Raw genomic sequence first — 18,194 nt, forward strand, 5'->3', positions numbered from 1 at the left:
TTCGCCTTCTATACGTCAATATGGTCGCCGGTGCGCACCGTATCGTTCAGCGCGGGCAGATATTGTTTCAATGCACTGAGTGCGGCGAGCGAGCACGAGTGCCCTAGCGTTGCAGGACGCCCTGCCCCTTCCCATATCGCCACATTGCCTTGCCGGGTCGGATGGGTCGGCAGCCTTATCCACTCTGCCCGCTTTGCCTCAAATAAAGCAGAAGCAGGTGTATTGGGTGGAATATGCCCCGTCAACAGAATGGGATATCCTTGATCTGCCGCGCGTTTGATCGCCTCCACCGAAGGCCCGGCGCTTCCCATGCCATCGAAACTCATGAGCGGGCAGTCCGGCAAAGCATCCAATTCCGACCAGTCCAGCGCATTAGCCAGCCGCTGTGTCAGCTCTGCTCCAATACCTGGATGGAAAGCATCTCTTGCGGCGATCTGTGCCGCCACAGCATCGCGCATGCTTGCATGGATCGCGAAGCGCTGAGGCAGGATAGCCATCAGTTCCAGCGGCTTACCGGAAAGCGGCACGGGCAGCAGGCAACCATTCGGTTGCATCTCGATCCATTGCCGGATCGCGGAAACGCGCTCATCGCTCGATATGGCATCATCGCCATAGGAGGCATCAAGCACCAGCAGATCGCAGCGCGGAATTGCATCCATTGCGAAAACCGCGCTGTCCGGCACCACATCGGCGGTGTAAACGGCGGACTTGACTCCGTCACTTGCCGCAAACCAAACGCCGCCTGCCACATGGCCGGAACGTCCGGTTGAAACGCTCAACTCTCCAAGCTGAATGATATCGCCCGCCGTAAAAACTTCGGCAGAATGTGCGGCAATCTCGAAGGCCTGCATGTGACCCTGCTCGCCATATTGCCCCAGCATGGAAGCAGCTTCCGTCGATGTTTCTGCCGTCATGAAGATACGGCCGCGAAATCCGCGCGACAAAAGCCAGGCCAGCCCGCCAATATGATCCTCATGCGCATGGGAAACAAAGACGGCATCAAGCTTGGCAATCGCTGCATCGTCAATTGCCGGATAATAGTCGCGGCCCGTCGCCCCAACCTTGATGCCAACATCCAGAAGTATGCTCTTGCCGCCGCCCGAAATGCCGACACTGGTCCGGCCTTTTTCGCCAAAGCCGCCATGTAGATCAATCCGCATCAGACATTTGCCTCCGGTATGACCCAGCCCGAGGCGATGGCAACGCGTGTCGTTTCTCCTTCGGCAAGCCGCTTCGGATCAGCCAGATCGAAATGCAGTTCCTGTGTTTCATTGCCAGCAACTGCCTCGATGCGGGAGCCTCCCCCGCGATAGATGCTGCGCTTCACGGAAACTTCGATTCCGTCCTTGGCTGCCGGGATGATATCGGCGGCACGAATGCACACCTTTGCATCGCCTGTCACGCCTTGGCCGGGACGGCAGCGAAAAACAGCCTCCTGTCCGAGCACTTCCACCTTGCATTGCCCGTTTTCTTCGACAGTCAGAACGTTGGCCGGAAACACCATACCCTGGGCAATAAACGAAGCCACCATGGGCGTCGCCGGTTGTTCATAAAGTTCGCGCGGCGTTGCAAACTGCACGAGATGCCCCTTGTCCATGACAGCAATACGATCCGCCAGAGCCATGGCTTCGGCCTGATCATGGGTAATGTAAATAATCGTCGTGCCCGTGCGTTTATGGAACGAGGCAAACTCATCTTCCATCGAGGCGCGCAAATGCACATCCAGATTGGCAAGCGGCTCATCAAACAATACCAGCGATGGCGCTGACACAAGGCACCGGGCCAAAGCCACGCGCTGTCTTTGCCCGCCGGAAAGATTGGCCGGGCGGCGATCGCCATATCCTTGCAGATCGACCAGTTCGAGCGCTTCCAAAATGCGCCGGTCCCGCTCTGCCTTGTCGACCTTTGCCACTTTCAGACTATAGCCAACATTTTCTGAAACGCTCATATGCGGCCATAAGGCATAATTCTGGAAAACGATGCCGACACGTCTTTGCTCAGGCGGGACGTTCAATTTCGGGTTGGACATCTCCTTCCCGCCAACGGTGATTGTGCCCTGATTGACCTGTTCAAAACCGGCAACAAGGCGCAAGAGCGTCGTCTTCCCGCAGCCGGAAGGTCCGAGCACTGCAACAAATTCGCCATTGGCGACATCCAGCGAGACATTCGACAAGGCGTCATAGTCGCCAAATGTCTTGGTCACATTTTCAATTTTCAATCCCGCCATGGCAGAACTCCGTTTGGAAGGCTGCGTGCAAACAGATTGGTCAACAGCATCAGCGCAAAAATCACGACAATTGTCAGGGTTGATATGGCGGCGGCGTAGTTGGAATCGCCGCCCTGCTCAAAAGAAAAGATCACCACACCGATCGTCTCCGAGCCGGAAGCCCATAGCAGGGCTGAAACGGTCAATTCGCTGAAGGCCGTCATGAAGATCAACACGCCGCCGGCAAGCGTCGCGGGCGCGACGAGCGGAAATACGATGGTTCGCATGCGCCTTATAAGTCCGGCACCGGCAACTTGCGCCGCCTCTTCAAGCGAGCGGTCAATCTGGTGCAGGCCGCTGATTGTGGGCCTCAATGCCAATACGAGAAACCGCGCAAGATAGGCATAGAGAATGATCCAGATTGTATTGTAGATCTGCAAGCCGATGATCGGCAGTGGCTTCAGGAACAAGAGCAGCGAGGCAATCGCCAGAACCACGCCGGGCAGTGCATAGGGCAATTCTGCGGAAAGATTCAGGAACTTCGTCCACCACCTTTTGCGCCAGGTGATGAGATAGCCAAGCGGTACTGCCACGAGCACTGCGAAGGCCGCTGCGGCAAGGGAAAGACCGAAACTGTTGAAAAATGCGCGTTTCGCCGCCGCGTGGTCAAACAGCACAAAAGCGTAATTGGCAAGCGTGACTGTCTTCATGCTCAGCGGCACGCCATATGCCGCGACAAGCGAGGTCAAAAACAACCCGACAATCGGCAGAACCAGCACAATGACAATCAATAGCCACATGGCGAATTCCGCCAAAGCGCGCCAGCGCCCAAGCTCGAAGGGCGCGGCAGGCAGGGAGGTGGAAGCGATACGATAATCGCGGCGGCGGGAGGCATAATCCTGCGCCAGAATTCCGGCCATGGCGATGAGCCCGATGAGCATGGAAAGAACAGCAACTTCGGAAAGAACAGCGGGACCACCGCCAGCCAGCCGCTGATAGATCAATGTCGGCAAGACGAGATAGCCTGCCGGGATGCCAAGAAATGCCGGGATGCCGAAATTGCCCACACAGGAAACAAAAGCCAATGCGGTGGCACCAATGATGGATGGCGTCATCAGTGGCAGGATGATTGTACGAAGTACCGTTAGACGGCTTGCACCACTGCTTAAGGCGGCTTCCACCAGTTCACGCGGCAGCTTGCGCAATCCGGCCCGAACCATCAGGAAAACCAGGGGGCCATATTGCACGCCAAGCAGTGCAATTATGCCGGTCGTCGAATAGAGCGGATTTTTGCTGCCCAGCGCTGGTGCCATGCCAATCAGCTTGAGGAACGGGCTTGCAGGCCCGAACAATTGCAACCATGCCAGTGCCGTGACTTGCGGGGCGATGAGAAGTGGAACGACATAGAGCAGAACGAAAGTGCTGCGACCGCGCACATTGGTCAGGCTCACCAGAAGGGCAACGGCAGTGCCAAGAATAACTGCCAGCAATGTGCCGCCTATGCCCACCTGCAATGAGTGCCACGTGGCGGTCCAGGTGGCCGAACCGGAAAGTGCCGTGCGAAGCGGTGCCGCAGAAAGGCTGCCTTGCGGCATGACGATCTCGAAAGCGAGACGCAGCATTGGTACGATGGAAAGCATCGCGACAATGACCGCCACCCCTGCAATCAGGGCTGTATCAGTACCCTGACGCTTTTCAGCAAATATAGTCATTCACAGTCCCATATTGCATTTTTGCCATGCGTGGTTCGACAAGCTTACCATGAAGAGGGTGGATAGTTGCAAAACCTATCTGCAACGTCTCAGAACAATGCCCTTTGCAAACCACCACTTTCTCATGGTGAGCTATCCTGAGCTAGTCGAAGGACGAACCACGCACAGCGCGATTGCCAAACTGGAAACGGCAAGAGAACTCAATTAAACTCTCTTGCCGGAATAGTTTTAGCCGCCGAACATTCCGGAGAATTTCGCCTTGTCAGCGTCAGTCGCTTCGAGAACCTTCAGAGTTTCGATTGGCATTACCTTGATTTCAACACCTTCAGGCAGCCAGGAAGGACGGCCAATCGATGGTTTGGCAGGCAGATAGCCCTGTGCAAGCGCCAGTTTCTGTCCATCATCCGAAAGGATGAAGTCTACGAATTTCTGCGCGGCAGGAAGGTTCTTCGTGCCAGACATGATCGCGACTGGTTCCGTCACCGCAGGAACACCTTCCGAGGGGAAAACGAATTCAACCGGAGAGCCTTTGGCCTTTGCATTCAGCGCCATGAAATCGACAAGGATGCCATAAGGCTTCTCGCCGCTGGCTACGGATTTCAGCACCGCGCCATTGCCGCGTACGGCTACTGTTTCATTGGCCTTGAGCTTGTCGAAATAGTCCCAGCCAAGTTCGGGATTGCCGACGAAACCGCTCAGCAGATAGGCTGCGGCACCAGAATAAAGCGGGCTTGGCATCACGATCATGCCCTTATATTCCGGCTTGGCAAGGTCTGCCCAATGTTCGGGCTTGGCCGTTGCAGCTGAATTATAGGCGATGCCTGTAGTGATCAGCTTACTACCGAAATAGGTCTTGTCCTTATCAAAAGAGTCTTTGCTGAAACCTTCGACATTGGCCTTCTCATAGGCCTGCAATTTACCCTGTTTCTTCAGGCCTTCCATGCTCACCGCATCGGCGATCAGCAATACGTCGGCCTGTGTGGCACCGGCAGAAAACTCCGCCGCGAGCTTGCTCAAAATATCGCTTGTACCGGACCGGTACACCTGCACCTCGATATCTGGATTAACCTTGCGGAAGGCCTCGACGGTTTTCGCTGCATCAGCATCGGGCTGTGATGTGTAAAGGCTAAGCGTTTCAGCATTGGCCGCACCAAAAGCCAGCGACACAGCAAAAAGAGCTGGCACGCCGAGTGTCATTTTAAGAAACTTATTCATTTTTTCTCCTCCCAAAGGGGATTCGGTTTAATCGGGGGGACATGTGCCCACGAAAAATCCTCCTCCGTGCATTCCAGGTTCTTTTCGACCTGTCATGCCGGAGGAGTGTCCATGTTCAATTGTCTTTTGTCAAATACATTTGAACAATGAAACTTATGTGACAAACAAAACTGAATTCATAAAAAATCGCTGGAGACCCGGTGACGGTTAGAAAACTTAGCCGACAGATTTTAGTGTTCGCATCTCATCTTGATCAGGGTCTTAGAACCGAAAGGCCCGGTCCGGAACCCATAGCGGGGCTGATCGTCAAGCTTATGACAAGACATTCGATAGATCGGCTCGACTTATTTTAAAGCACACCTCGGCTGCGTAAAAAATCCATCAGGCCGACATGGGTAATGGCCTCAAACTCGGCAGCGGCAGCGGCAAATTTTTTACGCTGATTAAGCAGCATGCCGAAAACCTGTTTCATCTCTGATGATACGCCAAAACGCTCCCAGCGCTCTGCCACATGAGGCGGCAAATCGAGATCACGGCAAAAATCTGAAATCGTGGCATAGCCCAGCAGCGCGAGATTTGTTTTCACCTCGTCAACGGGCATACGCTCTTCAACGGCATGGTCATGCAGACGCTGGGCAACCAGACGAAGGTCAGCCGGAGAAGATCCAATGACTCGATTGAGGATGGAACGAACCTCATTTGGAAATGACGACATGTGCAACTCCAGATTTCAAATTACATGTAACTTATAATGATGGTGCCGGTCGGGCCAGTGGAATTTATAGGACTGGCCCAACGGAGTCTCAAATATGTGAAAAAGTGGCAGAGAAAATCGGGTCCCGCCTCTCTTTTCCCGGAAAGATCCGAAGATTTGCTGAAAAACCTTCGATTCTTGCCCAAAATTTACAATCCAAGGATGTGTTTTAGTTGTGCTTGGTTGAATGGGGGCGCTTCGCGACATTGGCCAACAGACATATCGCCGCCATTTAAATCAAGCCGCGCAGCTTCAGCTCGTCCTTGAGATAAGCATAGTAGATAGGCGCAGCGACAAGTCCAGCAATGCCGTACCAGGCTTCAAAAACAATCATTGCAAGCAACAATTCCCAGGCGGCAGCCTTGATGCGCGACCCGATAATCTTCGCATTCATAAAATACTCGAGCTTATGAATAATAATCAGAAATGCAAGAGATCCGACCGCGGCGCCGAAGGAAACGCTGAGCGCAACAATGACGATTACAGTGTTTGATATCAAATTGCCTATGACTGGAAGCAAACCGACAAAAAATGTTACTGCAATCATGGTCTTGACCAATGGCAAGTGAATGCCAAACGCTGGCAATACTACGGCCAGGAAAATTCCGGTAAAAAATGTGTTTAACGCAGAAATACGCAACTGCGAAAAGACGATATTGCGAAATGCATTGCTTAACAATGCTGCGCGCTCTGTCAGGGCTACAGCCAGAGGGCCGGGCTTTTTGGTCGGTGATACAGATGTCAGCGCGATCAATCCACCAATGACCATGCCAAGGATGATCCGTATGAGCAGGACACCAATATCGCGACCGACGAGCTGTAATTGCCCGGCATGATTGCGTAACCATGCGGCGGCAAAGCTTTCCAGCTCTTCAAGGTTGGATGGAAAATAGTCACGCGCCCAAGTCGGCAGATGAAGCTGCGCTGTATCAATGATCTCAGCCATTTTTTGGAACAGTGAAACTATGCCTTCCGACCCATCGGTCAGCAGCACCATGCCCCGCATCACACCAATAACGACGAGAAGTATAAAAATTAGCGCAAGTATCGCCAGCGCCAATGTTCTTGTTAAACCATTGGAAACGCCCATTCTTCCAAGTAAAGGGGCGGCCATATGCACCAGACTATAGACCAGAAGTCCAGCCAGAAGCGCGGAAAGCAATCCAAGTTGAAGGGCGCCTACAAGTGCGACAAGTGCCAATATATACGAAGCTATTTGAGGCTTTGAGATCGTCTGCAAGAGGTCACCAAACAAGGAGAAAATGGATGGAACGTTCCTAGACTTGAAACCTCTTGCTGCGCAAGGCCAATTACAAGAATTGATGCTCCGCTATGGCAATAGTCGCCTGGCACAGATTATTTTTTGGTATTTCATCCGTAAAAACCGATCACTTACCGACGCAATGCAAATGATTTGATTATCCGCTATTCTTTGACATTCAACGCTTTTCTTACGCTCTTGTTCAGCTCGATTTTTGCGGAAAGAAAATCCGGGACGGTCGTCCAATATCGTAGCGTTACACTCATCGTCGTTTCGCCCAACTCAGCAATGAATGTATCCGGGGCGGGAGTTTCTTTCACATAAGGACTGTTTACGGCAAGAGCGGTCAGCGTTGCTTGTATCTCGTCGAAGTCGTCAGCATTATCAATAGTAACCGTGATGTCATTTCGTCTTGCACCATTGCGCGTGAAATTCTTCACCGGCTGAGTCCAAAGAGTTGAATTTGGAGCAAGCAAATATATACCATCGGCAGAGCGCAAACGTGTTGCGAATAGTCCGATTTCCTCGACGGTGCCCGAAATACTGCCGACCTCTACATATTCGCCAATACGCAAAGGACGAAGCGCAAGCAACATGATCCCCGCAGCAATATTCTGCAAGGTTCCCTGCAGCGCCAAGCCAATGGCCAGACCGACTGCGCCAATGGCAGCTATCATCGACGCGGTTTGAATTCCGAACTGGCCAAGAACCATAACGATTACAAGGCCTAAGACCATATAGCGCGCAATCTTTGAGAAGAACCGGCGCAGGGTCATGTCAAACCCGCTCACCTGCCCAAGTCCAGCATAGACCCAGCGCTCTACCAAACGAGCGGCAAGAAAGCCGACGACCAGCAACAAGATCGCGCCTATGACCGAGAATGAATAGGTGACGATCAGCACTCTGGCTTGATCAATCGCTGCCTGAATGGTGGAAAGAGAGTTCTGGGGATCAAGTTCCATAGGGGTGGTCTCCTTTTGGCAAGAAGGTTCAACCCCTATGGCGTTCGGATAGTTCCGTCAAACGGCTAAGCTTCGATAGCTTCCGGATTACGGCGACGATAAATGATCGACGAAACCAGCGAGAATACTATCAGCGTTGCACCAATCAGACCGGTGATTACTTCCGGAATGTGGAACAGTGTCTGGCAATACATGATGACTGCTAGAACGAGGATCGCATAAAATGCGCCGTGCTCCAGATATCGATACTGACCGAGCGTTTCCTTTTCGACCAGCATGATTGTGAGCGACCTTACATAGAACGCACCGATACCAAGGCCGATGGCGATAACAAAAAGGTTGGTTGAAAGGGCAAAAGCGCCAATGACACCGTCGAAAGAGAAACTCGCATCCAGCACTTCGAGGTACAGGAATGCGCCCAATCCACCCTTGTGAACAGTATCCATCTGCTCCTGCGTGGCATCCAGCACTGCGCCGATGCCTTCGACAACGAGGAATGTAAGCAGCCCGTAAATGGCCGACGTCAGGAACGTTACCGAGTCTTCTCCAACGAGTTGGCGGGAGAAGAAAATGATCAGGACAAGAACAACGCCGACTTCAATGCCCTGAATTGATGCAAAGCGGGATGCACGGCTTTCGATGAGCTTGATCCAATGAACGTCTTTCTCATGATCGAAGAAGAATTTAAGCCCCACCATCAGGAGGAAAGTACCGCCAAAAGCAGCGATCCCGACATGCGCCTCCTTCATTATGCGCGCATATTCTTCAGGATTGGAGATGGCCAGTTTCATCGCGGAAATCGGATCAATCCAGGCGGCAACTGCCACAATGGCAAGCGGGAAAACAATGCGCATGCCGAAAACGGCTATGATGATGCCCCATGTCAGGAAGCGATGCTGCCAGACCGGGTCCATGTCCTTGAGTATTTTGGCATTTACGATGGCGTTGTCGAATGACAGCGATATTTCCAATACACCAAGCACAGCGCAGATAAACAGCACCGACAATGCGCCCTGTATATTTCCGGAGTAGATGAAGCCTATCCAGGCCCCGGCCGCCAATCCGAAAATTGTGAAAAGAATTGGCCAGATGAAATATTTATAAGTTGCCATGCGTGTTTCCTGCTCCTGACTCCCTGATTGCCATCAGGACGGGACTTCAACGTTTTTTATTACGTTAAGAATATGAATTTCCACCCGAATGCAATCTCCCACTACCCTTAGAAAGCATAATCCTGTCTTAATCCTGTCGCGAACTCCTTACACCTGCTTGCGAACGGTATAAATAGTAACGGGCAAGGCTGATCGCCAACTATCAAAGCTTCCAAGCGGCTGCGCATGCGACACGCTGAGCTTGATGAGATCTCCACCATGCACTTCCCGCCAACCGACCAGCGCCATTTCGCTTTGAATGGTAACAGCATTTGCGACAAGCCTGCCACCCGGCTTCAATGCAAGCCAGCATGCATCCAAAACCCCGGGATCAGTCACGCCACCGCCGATGAAAATCGCATCGGGAGTGTTGAGTTCCGCCAGTGCATCCGGCGCTTGCCCCCGCACAAGTTCGAGGCCGGGCACGCCAAGCGTTTTACTATTCTGGACAATCAGAGCCTGCCGCTTCTCGTCGGCCTCGATCGCAATCGCCTTGCATGTCGGATGCGAGCGCATCCACTCAATGCCGATCGAGCCGCATCCTGCTCCGACATCCCAAAGCAATTCGCGCGGCAAGGGTGCCAGATGCGCCAAGGTTACTGCTCGCACATCCCGCTTCGTCAACTGCCCGTCATGTTGGTAAGCCTCGTCTGACAGACCCGCCATAAGGGGATATGAGAGCGAGAATTGATCAGGCTGCCCACAATCCACTGCAAGAACATTGAGGTCTGCACAACGCAATTGGTTCCAGCTTTGTGCAACACCATCAATGCGCCGTTGATTCTCGCCTCCTAAATGCTCGAGCACAGTCAGACGAGCCGTAGTAAAGCCCGATTCGATCAAAAGCCGTGCCACATGGGTAGGCGTTTCACCATCATTGCTGAGAATAAGCAGCTTTGCATCAGGCACAAAGGACTTCGCCAAGGTTTCGAGCGCTCGTCCATGAACACTGAGCAACTCTATGTCTTGTATGGGCCAACCCATGGCAGCAGCAGCAAGCGAGAATGATGAAGGCGAAGGCAAAACCAGCATTTCGTCCGCGCTCAGGTACCGCGTGAGCGTTGCCCCCATGCCGTAATGCATCGGATCGCCGCTTGCCAGAACGACAACTGCGTTTCCACGCAAGGCAAGCAGCATCGCATAGGCGTCTGAAAACGGTGTCGGCCATGCTATACGCTTCGCGCCAAATTCTTCGGGCAGGAGATCAAGGTGACGCTTGCCGCCGAATATGGTGCCCGCAGCTTTCAGGGCGGCCCGTGCATTCTGCCCAAGCCCCTCATATCCGTCTTCACCAATCCCGATTATCGTAAGCCACTGCGCCATCATCTATCCCGTTGAGCATTCAATGCAATGCATGCCCGAAAGCGCAAGATGGGTCAACGAAGGTTACAGCGATGAGAATGGTTGGCACACCCTGCGCCATCCTGTAAAACCGTCAAAGCCATGAGCCTGATAAAGAAACCCGTCCGCAAAACTTTAGTCCACGACCGGCGCTCCGCCTGTCCGGGGTTGTTTCGTATGGCACAAGCGCTGGATGGCGGAATATGCCGGGTAAAACTGACGTTCGGCAACCTCACTTCCGATCAGGCAAGAGGGATAGCCCGGGCCGCTGAAGAGTTTGGTAATGGAATCATCGACATTACCAATCGGGCAAATGTGCAAATCCGCGGCGTTCGCCCGCACAGCGAAGACGCGCTTGTCGACAGTTTGCTCGCGCTCGGGTTGGGGCCTCTGACTGACAAGGGGGATGACATACGCAATGTCATGATCAGCCCGCTTGTCGGACAAGACGATAAAAAAAGCGACATCAGGCCTCTGGCTACGCGCATTCTGACAGAATTGCAGACAAACCCCCGCTATCAGACGCTCTCACCCAAATTCTGTATACTCATCGATGGAGGTGAGGATGTTGCTATGGTCACTCATCCGCACGATCTTTGGCTAAGCCCGATCAACCCGGAAAATCCGGCTTCTGCCTACGCCTTTGGTATCGCTGGCACTCCCCCTGTTCTTGCAGGGGATCAATCCGCTCTGGGACTAGTCAGCACAGAGAAATCCTTCGAACTGGTAACCGCCATTCTCGATCTTTTCATCGAATGGAACATTGCCAATCCAGATGCATCGCGTTTACGCCATATGCTTGCGGATTTGGGCCGGGACCACTTTATTGGTCGTGTTGAGGGGCGAGTTGACGAGTCTCTCCGCAATGCAGATCTCGGTCAGTGGCGCAGGACTCCACCGCAGGCAAATGGTCATCTGGGTATCGTGAAAACCTCCAATGCGAGTTTCCAGATGGTCGGCGCAATGCCACCACTTGGTCGCTTAATTCCCGATATGCTGCGTAATCTGGCCGCGATTGCCGATCGTTACTGCTCAGGGGCGCTGCAATTGACGCCATGGCAAAGTGTGCTTTTATCCGGAGTAGCGAAGGATCATGCCGAAGATGCGCTCGATGCACTGCGTGCACTTGGGCTTACCAGTGATCCTCTGGAGCCCATTGCAACGATGATCAGCTGCTCCGGATCGGCTGGCTGCAAATCCGCGCTGGCAGCGACGCAATCGGATGGTATCCGCCTCGCCACCTTGCTTGCCGGCAAATCCGAGATGCCGCAAATACACCTTACCGGATGCAGCAAGTCCTGCGCCTCACCTATGGCAAAACCCGTAACGCTCGTAGCAACCTCTGCGGGTCGCTATGATATCTTTCTGCAAGCGACCAATGGACCGTCGCGATTTGGCAAGCTATTGGCTAGCAACCGCACTATCGAGGAATCGGCCGAACTGATCGGCGCTAATTTCGGCTCCGGGGGGCCATCACATGCTTGACTACATTCGCGATGGCCAAGCGATCTATGATCGCTCCTTCGCTATCATTCGCTCTGAGGCTGACCTAAGCCGCATTCCTGCCGATCTGGAAAAGCTTGCCGTGCGCGTTGCCCATGCCTGCGGGATGGTTGATGTGATTGAGGATCTGGCATTTTCGGATGGCGCGGCGAGAGCAGGACGAAACGCCTTGCTTGCAGGCGCACCGATCTTGTGTGATGCGCGCATGGTTGCGGAGGGCGTCACACGCGCCCGCTTGCCTCGTGATAATCAAGTCATCTGCACATTGAACGACCCCTCCGTGCCAGCACTGGCAAAGGAGATGGGTAACACACGCTCTGCTGCGGCTCTCGAACTCTGGCGTCCTCATTTGGAGGGGGCTGTCGTTGCCTTTGGCAATGCTCCAACCGCGCTTTTTCGGCTTCTCGAAATGATTGAGGAAGGCGCTCCGCGTCCCGCACTGGTGCTTGGCTTTCCAGTTGGCTTTGTCGGTGCAATGGAATCAAAAGCTGCGCTTGCCGAAAATACCCATGGCATACCTTTTGTCGTTGTTCATGGGCGTCGTGGTGGCAGCGCCATGGCTGCAGCCGCCATTAATGCGCTTGCGTCGGAGAAAGAATAATGGCGGCGCAGGGAAGGCTGTTCGGACTGGGCGTCGGTCCCGGCGATCCGGAGCTCATCACATTGAAGGCGTTACGGCTACTTCAGTCTGCGCCGGTCGTAGCCTACCATGCCGCAAAGGGCAAAAAAGGTAATGCTCTGACCATTGTTGAAAAATACCTCAGCGACAGCCAGTTGCTGGTGCCGCTGATTTATCCGGTTACAACCGAGATATTGCCAGCCCACATGAATTACGAGGCGATTGTCAGCGATTTTTACAGCGAAATCACCGGCGTTTTGCGCACTCATCTGGATGCGGGATCAGATGTGGCAGTCATCGCTGAAGGCGATCCCTTTTTCTATGGCTCATTCATGTATATCCATGATCGCCTGGCCGAAGACTATCAGACAGAGGTCGTGCCCGGTGTGTGTTCGGTCCTGGGCGGCGCGGCAGTTCTTGGCGCACCGCTTGTCTACCGCAATCAAACCCTGACGGTTCTCTCCGGAGTGCTTCCGGCGGAAGAATTGAAGACAAGACTTGCCGCCACGGAAGCCGCAGCGATTATGAAGCTTGGCAAAAACCTCGCAAAGGTGCGTGATGTTATTGCTGAGCTCGGCCTGATGGACCGCGCGCTTTACGTTGAACGGGCGACTATGGACGCCCAGAAAATCGTACCGCTCAGCGAAGTGGATCCGGCGTCATCCCCCTACTTCTCGCTGATTCTGGTTCCCGGAGAAAAGTGGCAAGGCAACGGCGAATGATGGCCTCCCCCATTATTTTGGTTCTCTCCGCCTTAGGTTTGCAAACAGCATTGCAAATTAAGTCGGCCTTGGATGGAAGCACCATCTACGGGCTTGATACGCGCGTCGAAGGGGCTGACGAAAGCTTCGAAAATTTTGGTGACACTGTCCGCAAGCTTTATCAGGCAGGCCATCCCATTATCGCACTTTGCTCGGCAGGAATTATCATTCGTTCGCTCGCATCTATCTTGGAGAACAAGGGCGCGGAGCCGCCTGTACTTGCCGTCGCGGATGATGGTAGCACAGTGGTCCCGCTGCTCGGCGGAACGACTGGCGTCAATATTCTGGCGCGCCAGATTGCTACGATTCTCAATGTTCCGGCTGCTATCACTACCTCTGGCGAGCTTCGTTTCGGGACATGCCTGCTAAATCCACCGCCCGAATTCCAGTTGAAGAATCCCGGAAATGCCAAGAAGTTCATTGCCGATATGCTTGCCGGAAAGACCGTGCGCATAGAAGGAAGTGCGCCTTGGCTTGCCGATGCACGTCTGCCGCTGAATGATGAGGGCGAATTGCTTATCCGGGTGACACCCGATGACGTGGTCGCAGGCGAAAATGAATTGGTATTTCAATCAACAGCGCAGGTCGATCAGACTCGTCCACGAGGAAAACTCAGTGTTATAGGTCTTGGCCCGGGCAATCCCGATTTTATGGTTCCCGCCGTCAAACATGCACTGCAACAGGCTCAAGACATTCTTGGCTATGAAACCTATATTCGCATGGCTGGAACCTTTCGGCCCAACCAGACCATCCATGCGACCGATAATCGCGAAGAGATGCAGCGTGCCCGCCATGCTTTTGAACTTGCTGCAACAGGCCGGTCCGTGGTCATGGTTTCTTCCGGTGACCCCGGCGTTTTCGCCATGGCTGCAGCGGTGATCGAAGCTTTGCACGACTCCGACAATCCCGCATGGCATAGTGTAGAGCTGGAAATATTGCCGGGTGTCTCTGCTGCACTTGCTGCAGCGAGCAAAAGCGGTGCGCCCCTTGGTCATGATTTTTGCATCATTTCATTGTCGGATAATCTGAAGCCTTGGGAGATTATCGAAAAACGCATTTCACTGGCCGCCGAAGCAGACTTTGCTTTTGCCTTCTACAACCCGATTTCCAAGCCGCGGCCCTGGCAATTGCCCCGGGCGATAGAGTTGCTGCGCCAGCATCGCAATCCCGATACGCCAGTTGTCCTGGGCCGTGATATTGGCCGCCCGGCGGAGACCCTGCGGACGATACGGCTGGAAGACTTAACGCCAGAACAGGTCGACATGCGCACGGTCATCATTGTCGGCTCGTCATTAACGCGCAGTTTTCCCAAAACGGATGGCGGGGAATGGACTTACACACCCCGATGGTATGGTATCAAGCCTGACTCCTGATGCAATCCATCATCTAATCGACAAAAGACAATCGCCTCGGTCAAGGATGCCGGAAAAAGGACTGAGCACTTCGTTTTTGTGTCGACGCATTTCAACGGTGCCCCCTATGATCCCGCACAATTGCCAAGATCACTGAATGACGACAGACGGAGTTCCCATGCCAGACCAGAATTATGTCCTGACGCTTACCTGTGAAGACCGGCCAGGAATTGTTGCCTCGGTAACCACAGAACTAGCAGGCATGGATGCCAATATTGCTGAAAGCAATCAGTTCTGGGATCGCCAAACCAACCGCTTCTTCATGCGCATTGCATTTACGGCTGCCGAAGGAACATCGAAAGACGATGTAGAGCGAGCGCTCAAACCTGCTGTTACTCGCTTCGATATGAAGACAAGCCTCATCGATCAATCAAAGAAGCCAAGAATCATTATCATGGTCTCGCGTTTCGACCACGCTTTGCTGCACTTGATTTATCAGATCAAGGTAGGCTGGCTCGATGCGGAAGTCGCGGCGATCGTCTCCAATCATGAAGACAGCCGACGTTTTGCCGACCACGAAGGCATCCCATATCACGTGCTTCCCGTGTCAAAGGACAACAAGAAAGAGCAAGAAGATGCGCTGCTCAAAATTGTCAAAGACACTGGTGCTGATCTTGTGATTCTTGCCCGCTACATGCAGGTCCTTTCCGACAATCTCTCGAAGCGGCTGTTTGGCAAGGTTATCAATATTCACCACTCCTTCCTGCCAAGCTTCAAAGGTGCAAAGCCTTATCACCAGGCTTTCGAGCGAGGCGTGAAGCTGATTGGTGCAACGGCTCATTACGTGACGCCCGACCTTGATGAAGGTCCCATTATCGAACAGGAAACTGAACGCGTAACCCACGCCATGAGCGCAGAAGATTTTGTAGCCACGGGCCGTGACATCGAAAGCCGAGTGTTGGCCCGCGCGGTCAAGAAGCATCTTGAATCGCGCGTTATGCTCAATGGCCACAAGACAGTCGTCTTCGGCTAAAGCTTTCTTGCCTGAACGGAAGTTGCTCGCGGCCTATTTGGCCGCGAAATAATTATCGAGATTGGAGACAACGCGGTCAGCCATGGCCTTGCGGGTTTCAACCGTGGCGCTGCCCATATGCGGCTGTAGAACTACATTATCCAATGCGAACAAGTCCGCAGGCACGTTGGGCTCGTCAACAAAAACGTCAAGACCGGCCCGGCCGAGTTCCTTTGACTTCAACAATTCGACCAGTGCAATTTCATCAACGACGGTTCCGCGAGCAACATTGATGAATGTTCCCTGGGGCCCAAGTGCCTGCAAAACTTCGCGAGAAATGATACCCTGCGTTGCCTCGCCGCCCGGCAGGATAGCAATCAATGCTGCGCAGTCGCCGGCCATCTCAACCAGATTGTCATAATGCTTAAATGAGATGTCGGGCTTCTTGTTACGCGTGTGGTAGACAACATCGCAGCCAAAAGCCAAGAGCTTGGTCGCGATTACGCTCCCAATCCGCCCCAGCCCGACAAGCCCGACTTTCTTTCCCTCAATGCCGAGCGCCAGAGGAGCGGCTTCGCCCTTCGCCCATCGGCCTTCCCGTACAAACCGGTCATTGGCGACGATGTCTCTCGTTGAGGCAAGCAAAAGTGTTATTGCCATGTTTGCTGTGTCTTCGTTGAGAACATCCGGCGTATTGGCAATTTTTATGCCCTTCTTATTGGCATAGGCCACGTCAAGAGAGTCGGTGCCGACGCCAAATGACGAAACAATTTTCACGGCGGTTAGAAGGTCAATCATGTCTGCCTTCAGCCCCGTGAAAGTGCTCGTCACAGCCGCCTCAAAGCGTGGCGCATGGGCTTGCAGAAAACCCAGCGCATCCTTCTCCTCATATAGCTTCTCGATCTCGTACTTTTTACCTAACTCTTCAATGAGATAGGGCATAAGCGGTCCGAGAATGAGAAGTGGTTGCTTTGACATGAGAATGAGTCCTATGGATCATGCGTGAAGAATATGCTGAACATAACGATGTTTCGATAACAATGACAAACCATTTACTCGTGAAGCGCTCACTCGTATATGATTATCGCGTACAAAGTGCTTGCCTCACCGAGCCACTCATATGAAAAACAGATATTTAAAGCGGGAAGAATATGGCCAAGAATCTGGAAATAGCTGACCTGAAAAGAATCGCGCAGCGTCGCGTTCCAAAAATGTTCTTTGATTATGCTGATTCAGGCGCCTGGACCGAAAGCACCTATCGCGCCAATGAGGAGGATTTCGCCAAGATTCAATTACGTCAGCGTGTTGCTGTCGACATGGCAGAGCGGACCTTGGAGTCAACAATGGTTGGCCAGCCAGTTTCAATGCCAGTCGCATTGGCACCGACCGGCCTGACCGGCATGCAGCATGCGGATGGCGAGATGCTCGCAGCTCAAGCCGCAGAAGATTTCGGTGTTCCGTTTACCCTGTCCACCATGAGCATCTGCTCTATCGAGGACGTTGCATCAGTTACGAAAAAGCCATTCTGGTTTCAGCTTTATGTCATGCGTGACCGCGACTTTATCAATAATCTGATTGATCGTGCCAAAGCGGCCAAATGCTCAGCTCTTGTCCTAACGCTGGATCTTCAAATTCTCGGCCAGCGCCATAAGGATATTCGCAATGGCCTGTCCGCCCCACCCAAAATAACACCATCCTTTCTCTGGCAGATGATGACCCGCCCACAATGGTGCATGGGCATGCTGAAAACGAAACGCCGTGGGTTCGGCAACATCATCGGTCACGTCAAGGGTGTAGAGAGTATGGCGTCGCTGGGTGTCTGGACCGCTGAACAGTTCGATCCGCGCCTCTCCTGGAGTGACGTGGCATGGATCAAGGAAAGATGGGGCGGCAAGCTCATCATCAAGGGTATTCTTGACGTTGAAGATGCCAAAATTGCTGCGGCCACGGGCGCTGACGCAATCATCGTGTCCAATCATGGAGGACGGCAGCTGGATGGCGCTCCCTCTTCCATTTCCGTGCTTGCCGAAATCGTCGACGCCGTCGGTGACAAGATTGAAGTTCTGTTTGATGGCGGTATTCGTTCTGGGCAGGACGTTCTTAAAGCACTTGCCATTGGCGCCAAAGGGACCTTCATTGGCCGGGCTTTTCTCTATGGTCTGGGCGCTGGTGGCAAGGCCGGTGTGACGGAAGCGTTGGAGATTATCCGCAAGGAGCTCGATATTACGATGGCTTTATGCGGCGAACGGGATGTGAAGCTCCTTGATCGCAACAATCTCTATAAGAGCGGTCTGGAAACCAAACCGCGCATGGCTCAGGTCAAGAAAAAGAAAACTGGCTGATAA

At 53.3% G+C, this 18,194-nt stretch carries 16 protein-coding genes; 6 read left to right on the plus strand and 10 right to left on the minus strand.

Going from position 1 to position 18,194, the window contains the following annotated elements; genetic code table 11:
- Positions 1 to 8: 8 nt before the first annotated feature.
- The 9 genes from AC6CHM_RS12540 to cbiE all read right to left on the minus strand — a co-directional run bounded on the left by AC6CHM_RS12540 (position 9) and on the right by cbiE (position 10,584).
- The gene (locus AC6CHM_RS12540) at positions 9 to 1,160 is read right to left on the minus strand and encodes an MBL fold metallo-hydrolase (protein ID WP_498173393.1); all 1,152 of its coding nucleotides are present in this window, start codon (positions 1,158 to 1,160) and stop codon (positions 9 to 11) included.
- Complete coding sequence (locus AC6CHM_RS12545) at positions 1,160 to 2,227, minus strand: ABC transporter ATP-binding protein (protein ID WP_498173395.1); 1,068 nt, start codon at positions 2,225 to 2,227, stop codon at positions 1,160 to 1,162. The genes AC6CHM_RS12540 and AC6CHM_RS12545 overlap by 1 nt, the downstream gene beginning before the upstream one ends.
- Positions 2,215 to 3,918, minus strand: coding sequence for an ABC transporter permease (locus AC6CHM_RS12550; RefSeq protein ID WP_307280592.1), 1,704 nt, complete (start codon positions 3,916 to 3,918; stop codon positions 2,215 to 2,217). Before AC6CHM_RS12550 ends, AC6CHM_RS12545 begins: the two co-directional genes overlap by 13 nt.
- A gap of 228 nt (positions 3,919 to 4,146) precedes the next feature.
- A complete protein-coding gene (locus AC6CHM_RS12555) occupies positions 4,147 to 5,133 on the minus strand; it encodes an ABC transporter substrate-binding protein (RefSeq protein WP_337354303.1) in 987 nt (328 codons plus the stop codon).
- Between the two features lie 349 nt (positions 5,134 to 5,482).
- Positions 5,483 to 5,848: a hypothetical protein gene (locus AC6CHM_RS12560; protein WP_336442095.1), complete on the minus strand. Its 366-nt coding sequence runs from the start codon at positions 5,846 to 5,848 to the stop codon at positions 5,483 to 5,485.
- A gap of 271 nt (positions 5,849 to 6,119) precedes the next feature.
- Positions 6,120 to 7,127, minus strand: a complete 1,008-nt coding sequence (locus tag AC6CHM_RS12565; RefSeq protein WP_307280600.1) for an AI-2E family transporter — start codon at positions 7,125 to 7,127, stop codon at positions 6,120 to 6,122.
- Positions 7,128 to 7,312: 185 nt separating this feature from the next.
- On the minus strand, positions 7,313 to 8,110 hold the full coding sequence (locus AC6CHM_RS12570; protein WP_498173398.1) for a mechanosensitive ion channel family protein: 798 nt from the start codon (positions 8,108 to 8,110) through the stop codon (positions 7,313 to 7,315).
- A 65-nt stretch (positions 8,111 to 8,175) separates the two neighbouring features.
- A complete protein-coding gene (locus AC6CHM_RS12575) occupies positions 8,176 to 9,222 on the minus strand; it encodes a DUF475 domain-containing protein (protein ID WP_115054240.1) in 1,047 nt (348 codons plus the stop codon).
- A gap of 147 nt (positions 9,223 to 9,369) precedes the next feature.
- A complete protein-coding gene (cbiE, locus tag AC6CHM_RS12580; RefSeq protein ID WP_498173400.1) occupies positions 9,370 to 10,584 on the minus strand; it encodes a precorrin-6y C5,15-methyltransferase (decarboxylating) subunit CbiE in 1,215 nt (404 codons plus the stop codon).
- Positions 10,585 to 10,704: 120 nt separating this feature from the next.
- Between cbiE and cobG the strand changes: the two genes are divergently transcribed.
- The 5 genes from cobG (at position 10,705) to purU (ending at position 15,870) form a co-directional block, all read left to right on the plus strand.
- Positions 10,705 to 12,087, plus strand: a complete 1,383-nt coding sequence (gene cobG / locus AC6CHM_RS12585; protein WP_498173671.1) for a precorrin-3B synthase — start codon at positions 10,705 to 10,707, stop codon at positions 12,085 to 12,087.
- Positions 12,080 to 12,706: a precorrin-8X methylmutase gene (locus AC6CHM_RS12590; RefSeq protein WP_498173402.1), complete on the plus strand. Its 627-nt coding sequence runs from the start codon at positions 12,080 to 12,082 to the stop codon at positions 12,704 to 12,706. The genes cobG and AC6CHM_RS12590 overlap by 8 nt, the downstream gene beginning before the upstream one ends.
- Complete coding sequence (locus AC6CHM_RS12595; RefSeq protein WP_115054236.1) at positions 12,706 to 13,446, plus strand: precorrin-2 C(20)-methyltransferase; 741 nt, start codon at positions 12,706 to 12,708, stop codon at positions 13,444 to 13,446. Before AC6CHM_RS12590 ends, AC6CHM_RS12595 begins: the two co-directional genes overlap by 1 nt.
- Positions 13,443 to 14,858, plus strand: coding sequence for a precorrin-3B C(17)-methyltransferase (gene cobJ / locus AC6CHM_RS12600; RefSeq protein WP_498173403.1), 1,416 nt, complete (start codon positions 13,443 to 13,445; stop codon positions 14,856 to 14,858). The genes AC6CHM_RS12595 and cobJ overlap by 4 nt, the downstream gene beginning before the upstream one ends.
- 157 nt (positions 14,859 to 15,015) lie before the next feature.
- Complete coding sequence (purU, locus tag AC6CHM_RS12605; RefSeq protein WP_115054234.1) at positions 15,016 to 15,870, plus strand: formyltetrahydrofolate deformylase; 855 nt, start codon at positions 15,016 to 15,018, stop codon at positions 15,868 to 15,870.
- A gap of 33 nt (positions 15,871 to 15,903) precedes the next feature.
- Here purU and AC6CHM_RS12610 read toward each other — a convergent pair whose 3' ends face one another.
- A complete protein-coding gene (locus AC6CHM_RS12610) occupies positions 15,904 to 16,827 on the minus strand; it encodes a 2-hydroxyacid dehydrogenase (RefSeq protein ID WP_337354297.1) in 924 nt (307 codons plus the stop codon).
- A gap of 173 nt (positions 16,828 to 17,000) precedes the next feature.
- Between AC6CHM_RS12610 and AC6CHM_RS12615 the strand changes: the two genes are divergently transcribed.
- Positions 17,001 to 18,191 carry an alpha-hydroxy acid oxidase gene (locus AC6CHM_RS12615; protein WP_498173405.1) on the plus strand — a complete coding sequence of 397 codons (1,191 nt, stop codon included), beginning with the start codon at positions 17,001 to 17,003 and terminating at the stop codon, positions 18,189 to 18,191.
- The last annotated feature ends 3 nt before the right edge of the window (positions 18,192 to 18,194 follow it).

This window comes from Phyllobacterium sp. GQ127 (genome assembly GCF_059758635.1).

Bases quoted from the DNA above. Each gene is read 5' to 3' on its own strand.
- cbiE (WP_498173400.1), bottom strand. From the start codon at position 10,584: ATGGCGCAGTGGCTTACGATAATCGGGATTGGTGAAGACGGATATGAG.
- AC6CHM_RS12545 (WP_498173395.1), bottom strand. From the start codon at position 2,227: ATGGCGGGATTGAAAATTGAAAATGTGACCAAGACATTTGGCGACTAT.
- purU (WP_115054234.1), top strand. From the start codon at position 15,016: ATGCCAGACCAGAATTATGTCCTGACGCTTACCTGTGAAGACCGGCCA.
- AC6CHM_RS12615 (WP_498173405.1), top strand. From the start codon at position 17,001: ATGGCCAAGAATCTGGAAATAGCTGACCTGAAAAGAATCGCGCAGCGT.
- cobJ (WP_498173403.1), top strand. From the start codon at position 13,443: ATGATGGCCTCCCCCATTATTTTGGTTCTCTCCGCCTTAGGTTTGCAA.
- AC6CHM_RS12540 (WP_498173393.1), bottom strand. From the start codon at position 1,160: ATGCGGATTGATCTACATGGCGGCTTTGGCGAAAAAGGCCGGACCAGT.
- cobG (WP_498173671.1), top strand. From the start codon at position 10,705: ATGAGCCTGATAAAGAAACCCGTCCGCAAAACTTTAGTCCACGACCGG.
- AC6CHM_RS12555 (WP_337354303.1), bottom strand. From the start codon at position 5,133: ATGAATAAGTTTCTTAAAATGACACTCGGCGTGCCAGCTCTTTTTGCT.
- AC6CHM_RS12590 (WP_498173402.1), top strand. From the start codon at position 12,080: ATGCTTGACTACATTCGCGATGGCCAAGCGATCTATGATCGCTCCTTC.
- AC6CHM_RS12575 (WP_115054240.1), bottom strand. From the start codon at position 9,222: ATGGCAACTTATAAATATTTCATCTGGCCAATTCTTTTCACAATTTTC.
- AC6CHM_RS12570 (WP_498173398.1), bottom strand. From the start codon at position 8,110: ATGGAACTTGATCCCCAGAACTCTCTTTCCACCATTCAGGCAGCGATT.
- AC6CHM_RS12560 (WP_336442095.1), bottom strand. From the start codon at position 5,848: ATGTCGTCATTTCCAAATGAGGTTCGTTCCATCCTCAATCGAGTCATT.
- AC6CHM_RS12610 (WP_337354297.1), bottom strand. From the start codon at position 16,827: ATGTCAAAGCAACCACTTCTCATTCTCGGACCGCTTATGCCCTATCTC.
- AC6CHM_RS12595 (WP_115054236.1), top strand. From the start codon at position 12,706: ATGGCGGCGCAGGGAAGGCTGTTCGGACTGGGCGTCGGTCCCGGCGAT.
- AC6CHM_RS12550 (WP_307280592.1), bottom strand. From the start codon at position 3,918: ATGACTATATTTGCTGAAAAGCGTCAGGGTACTGATACAGCCCTGATT.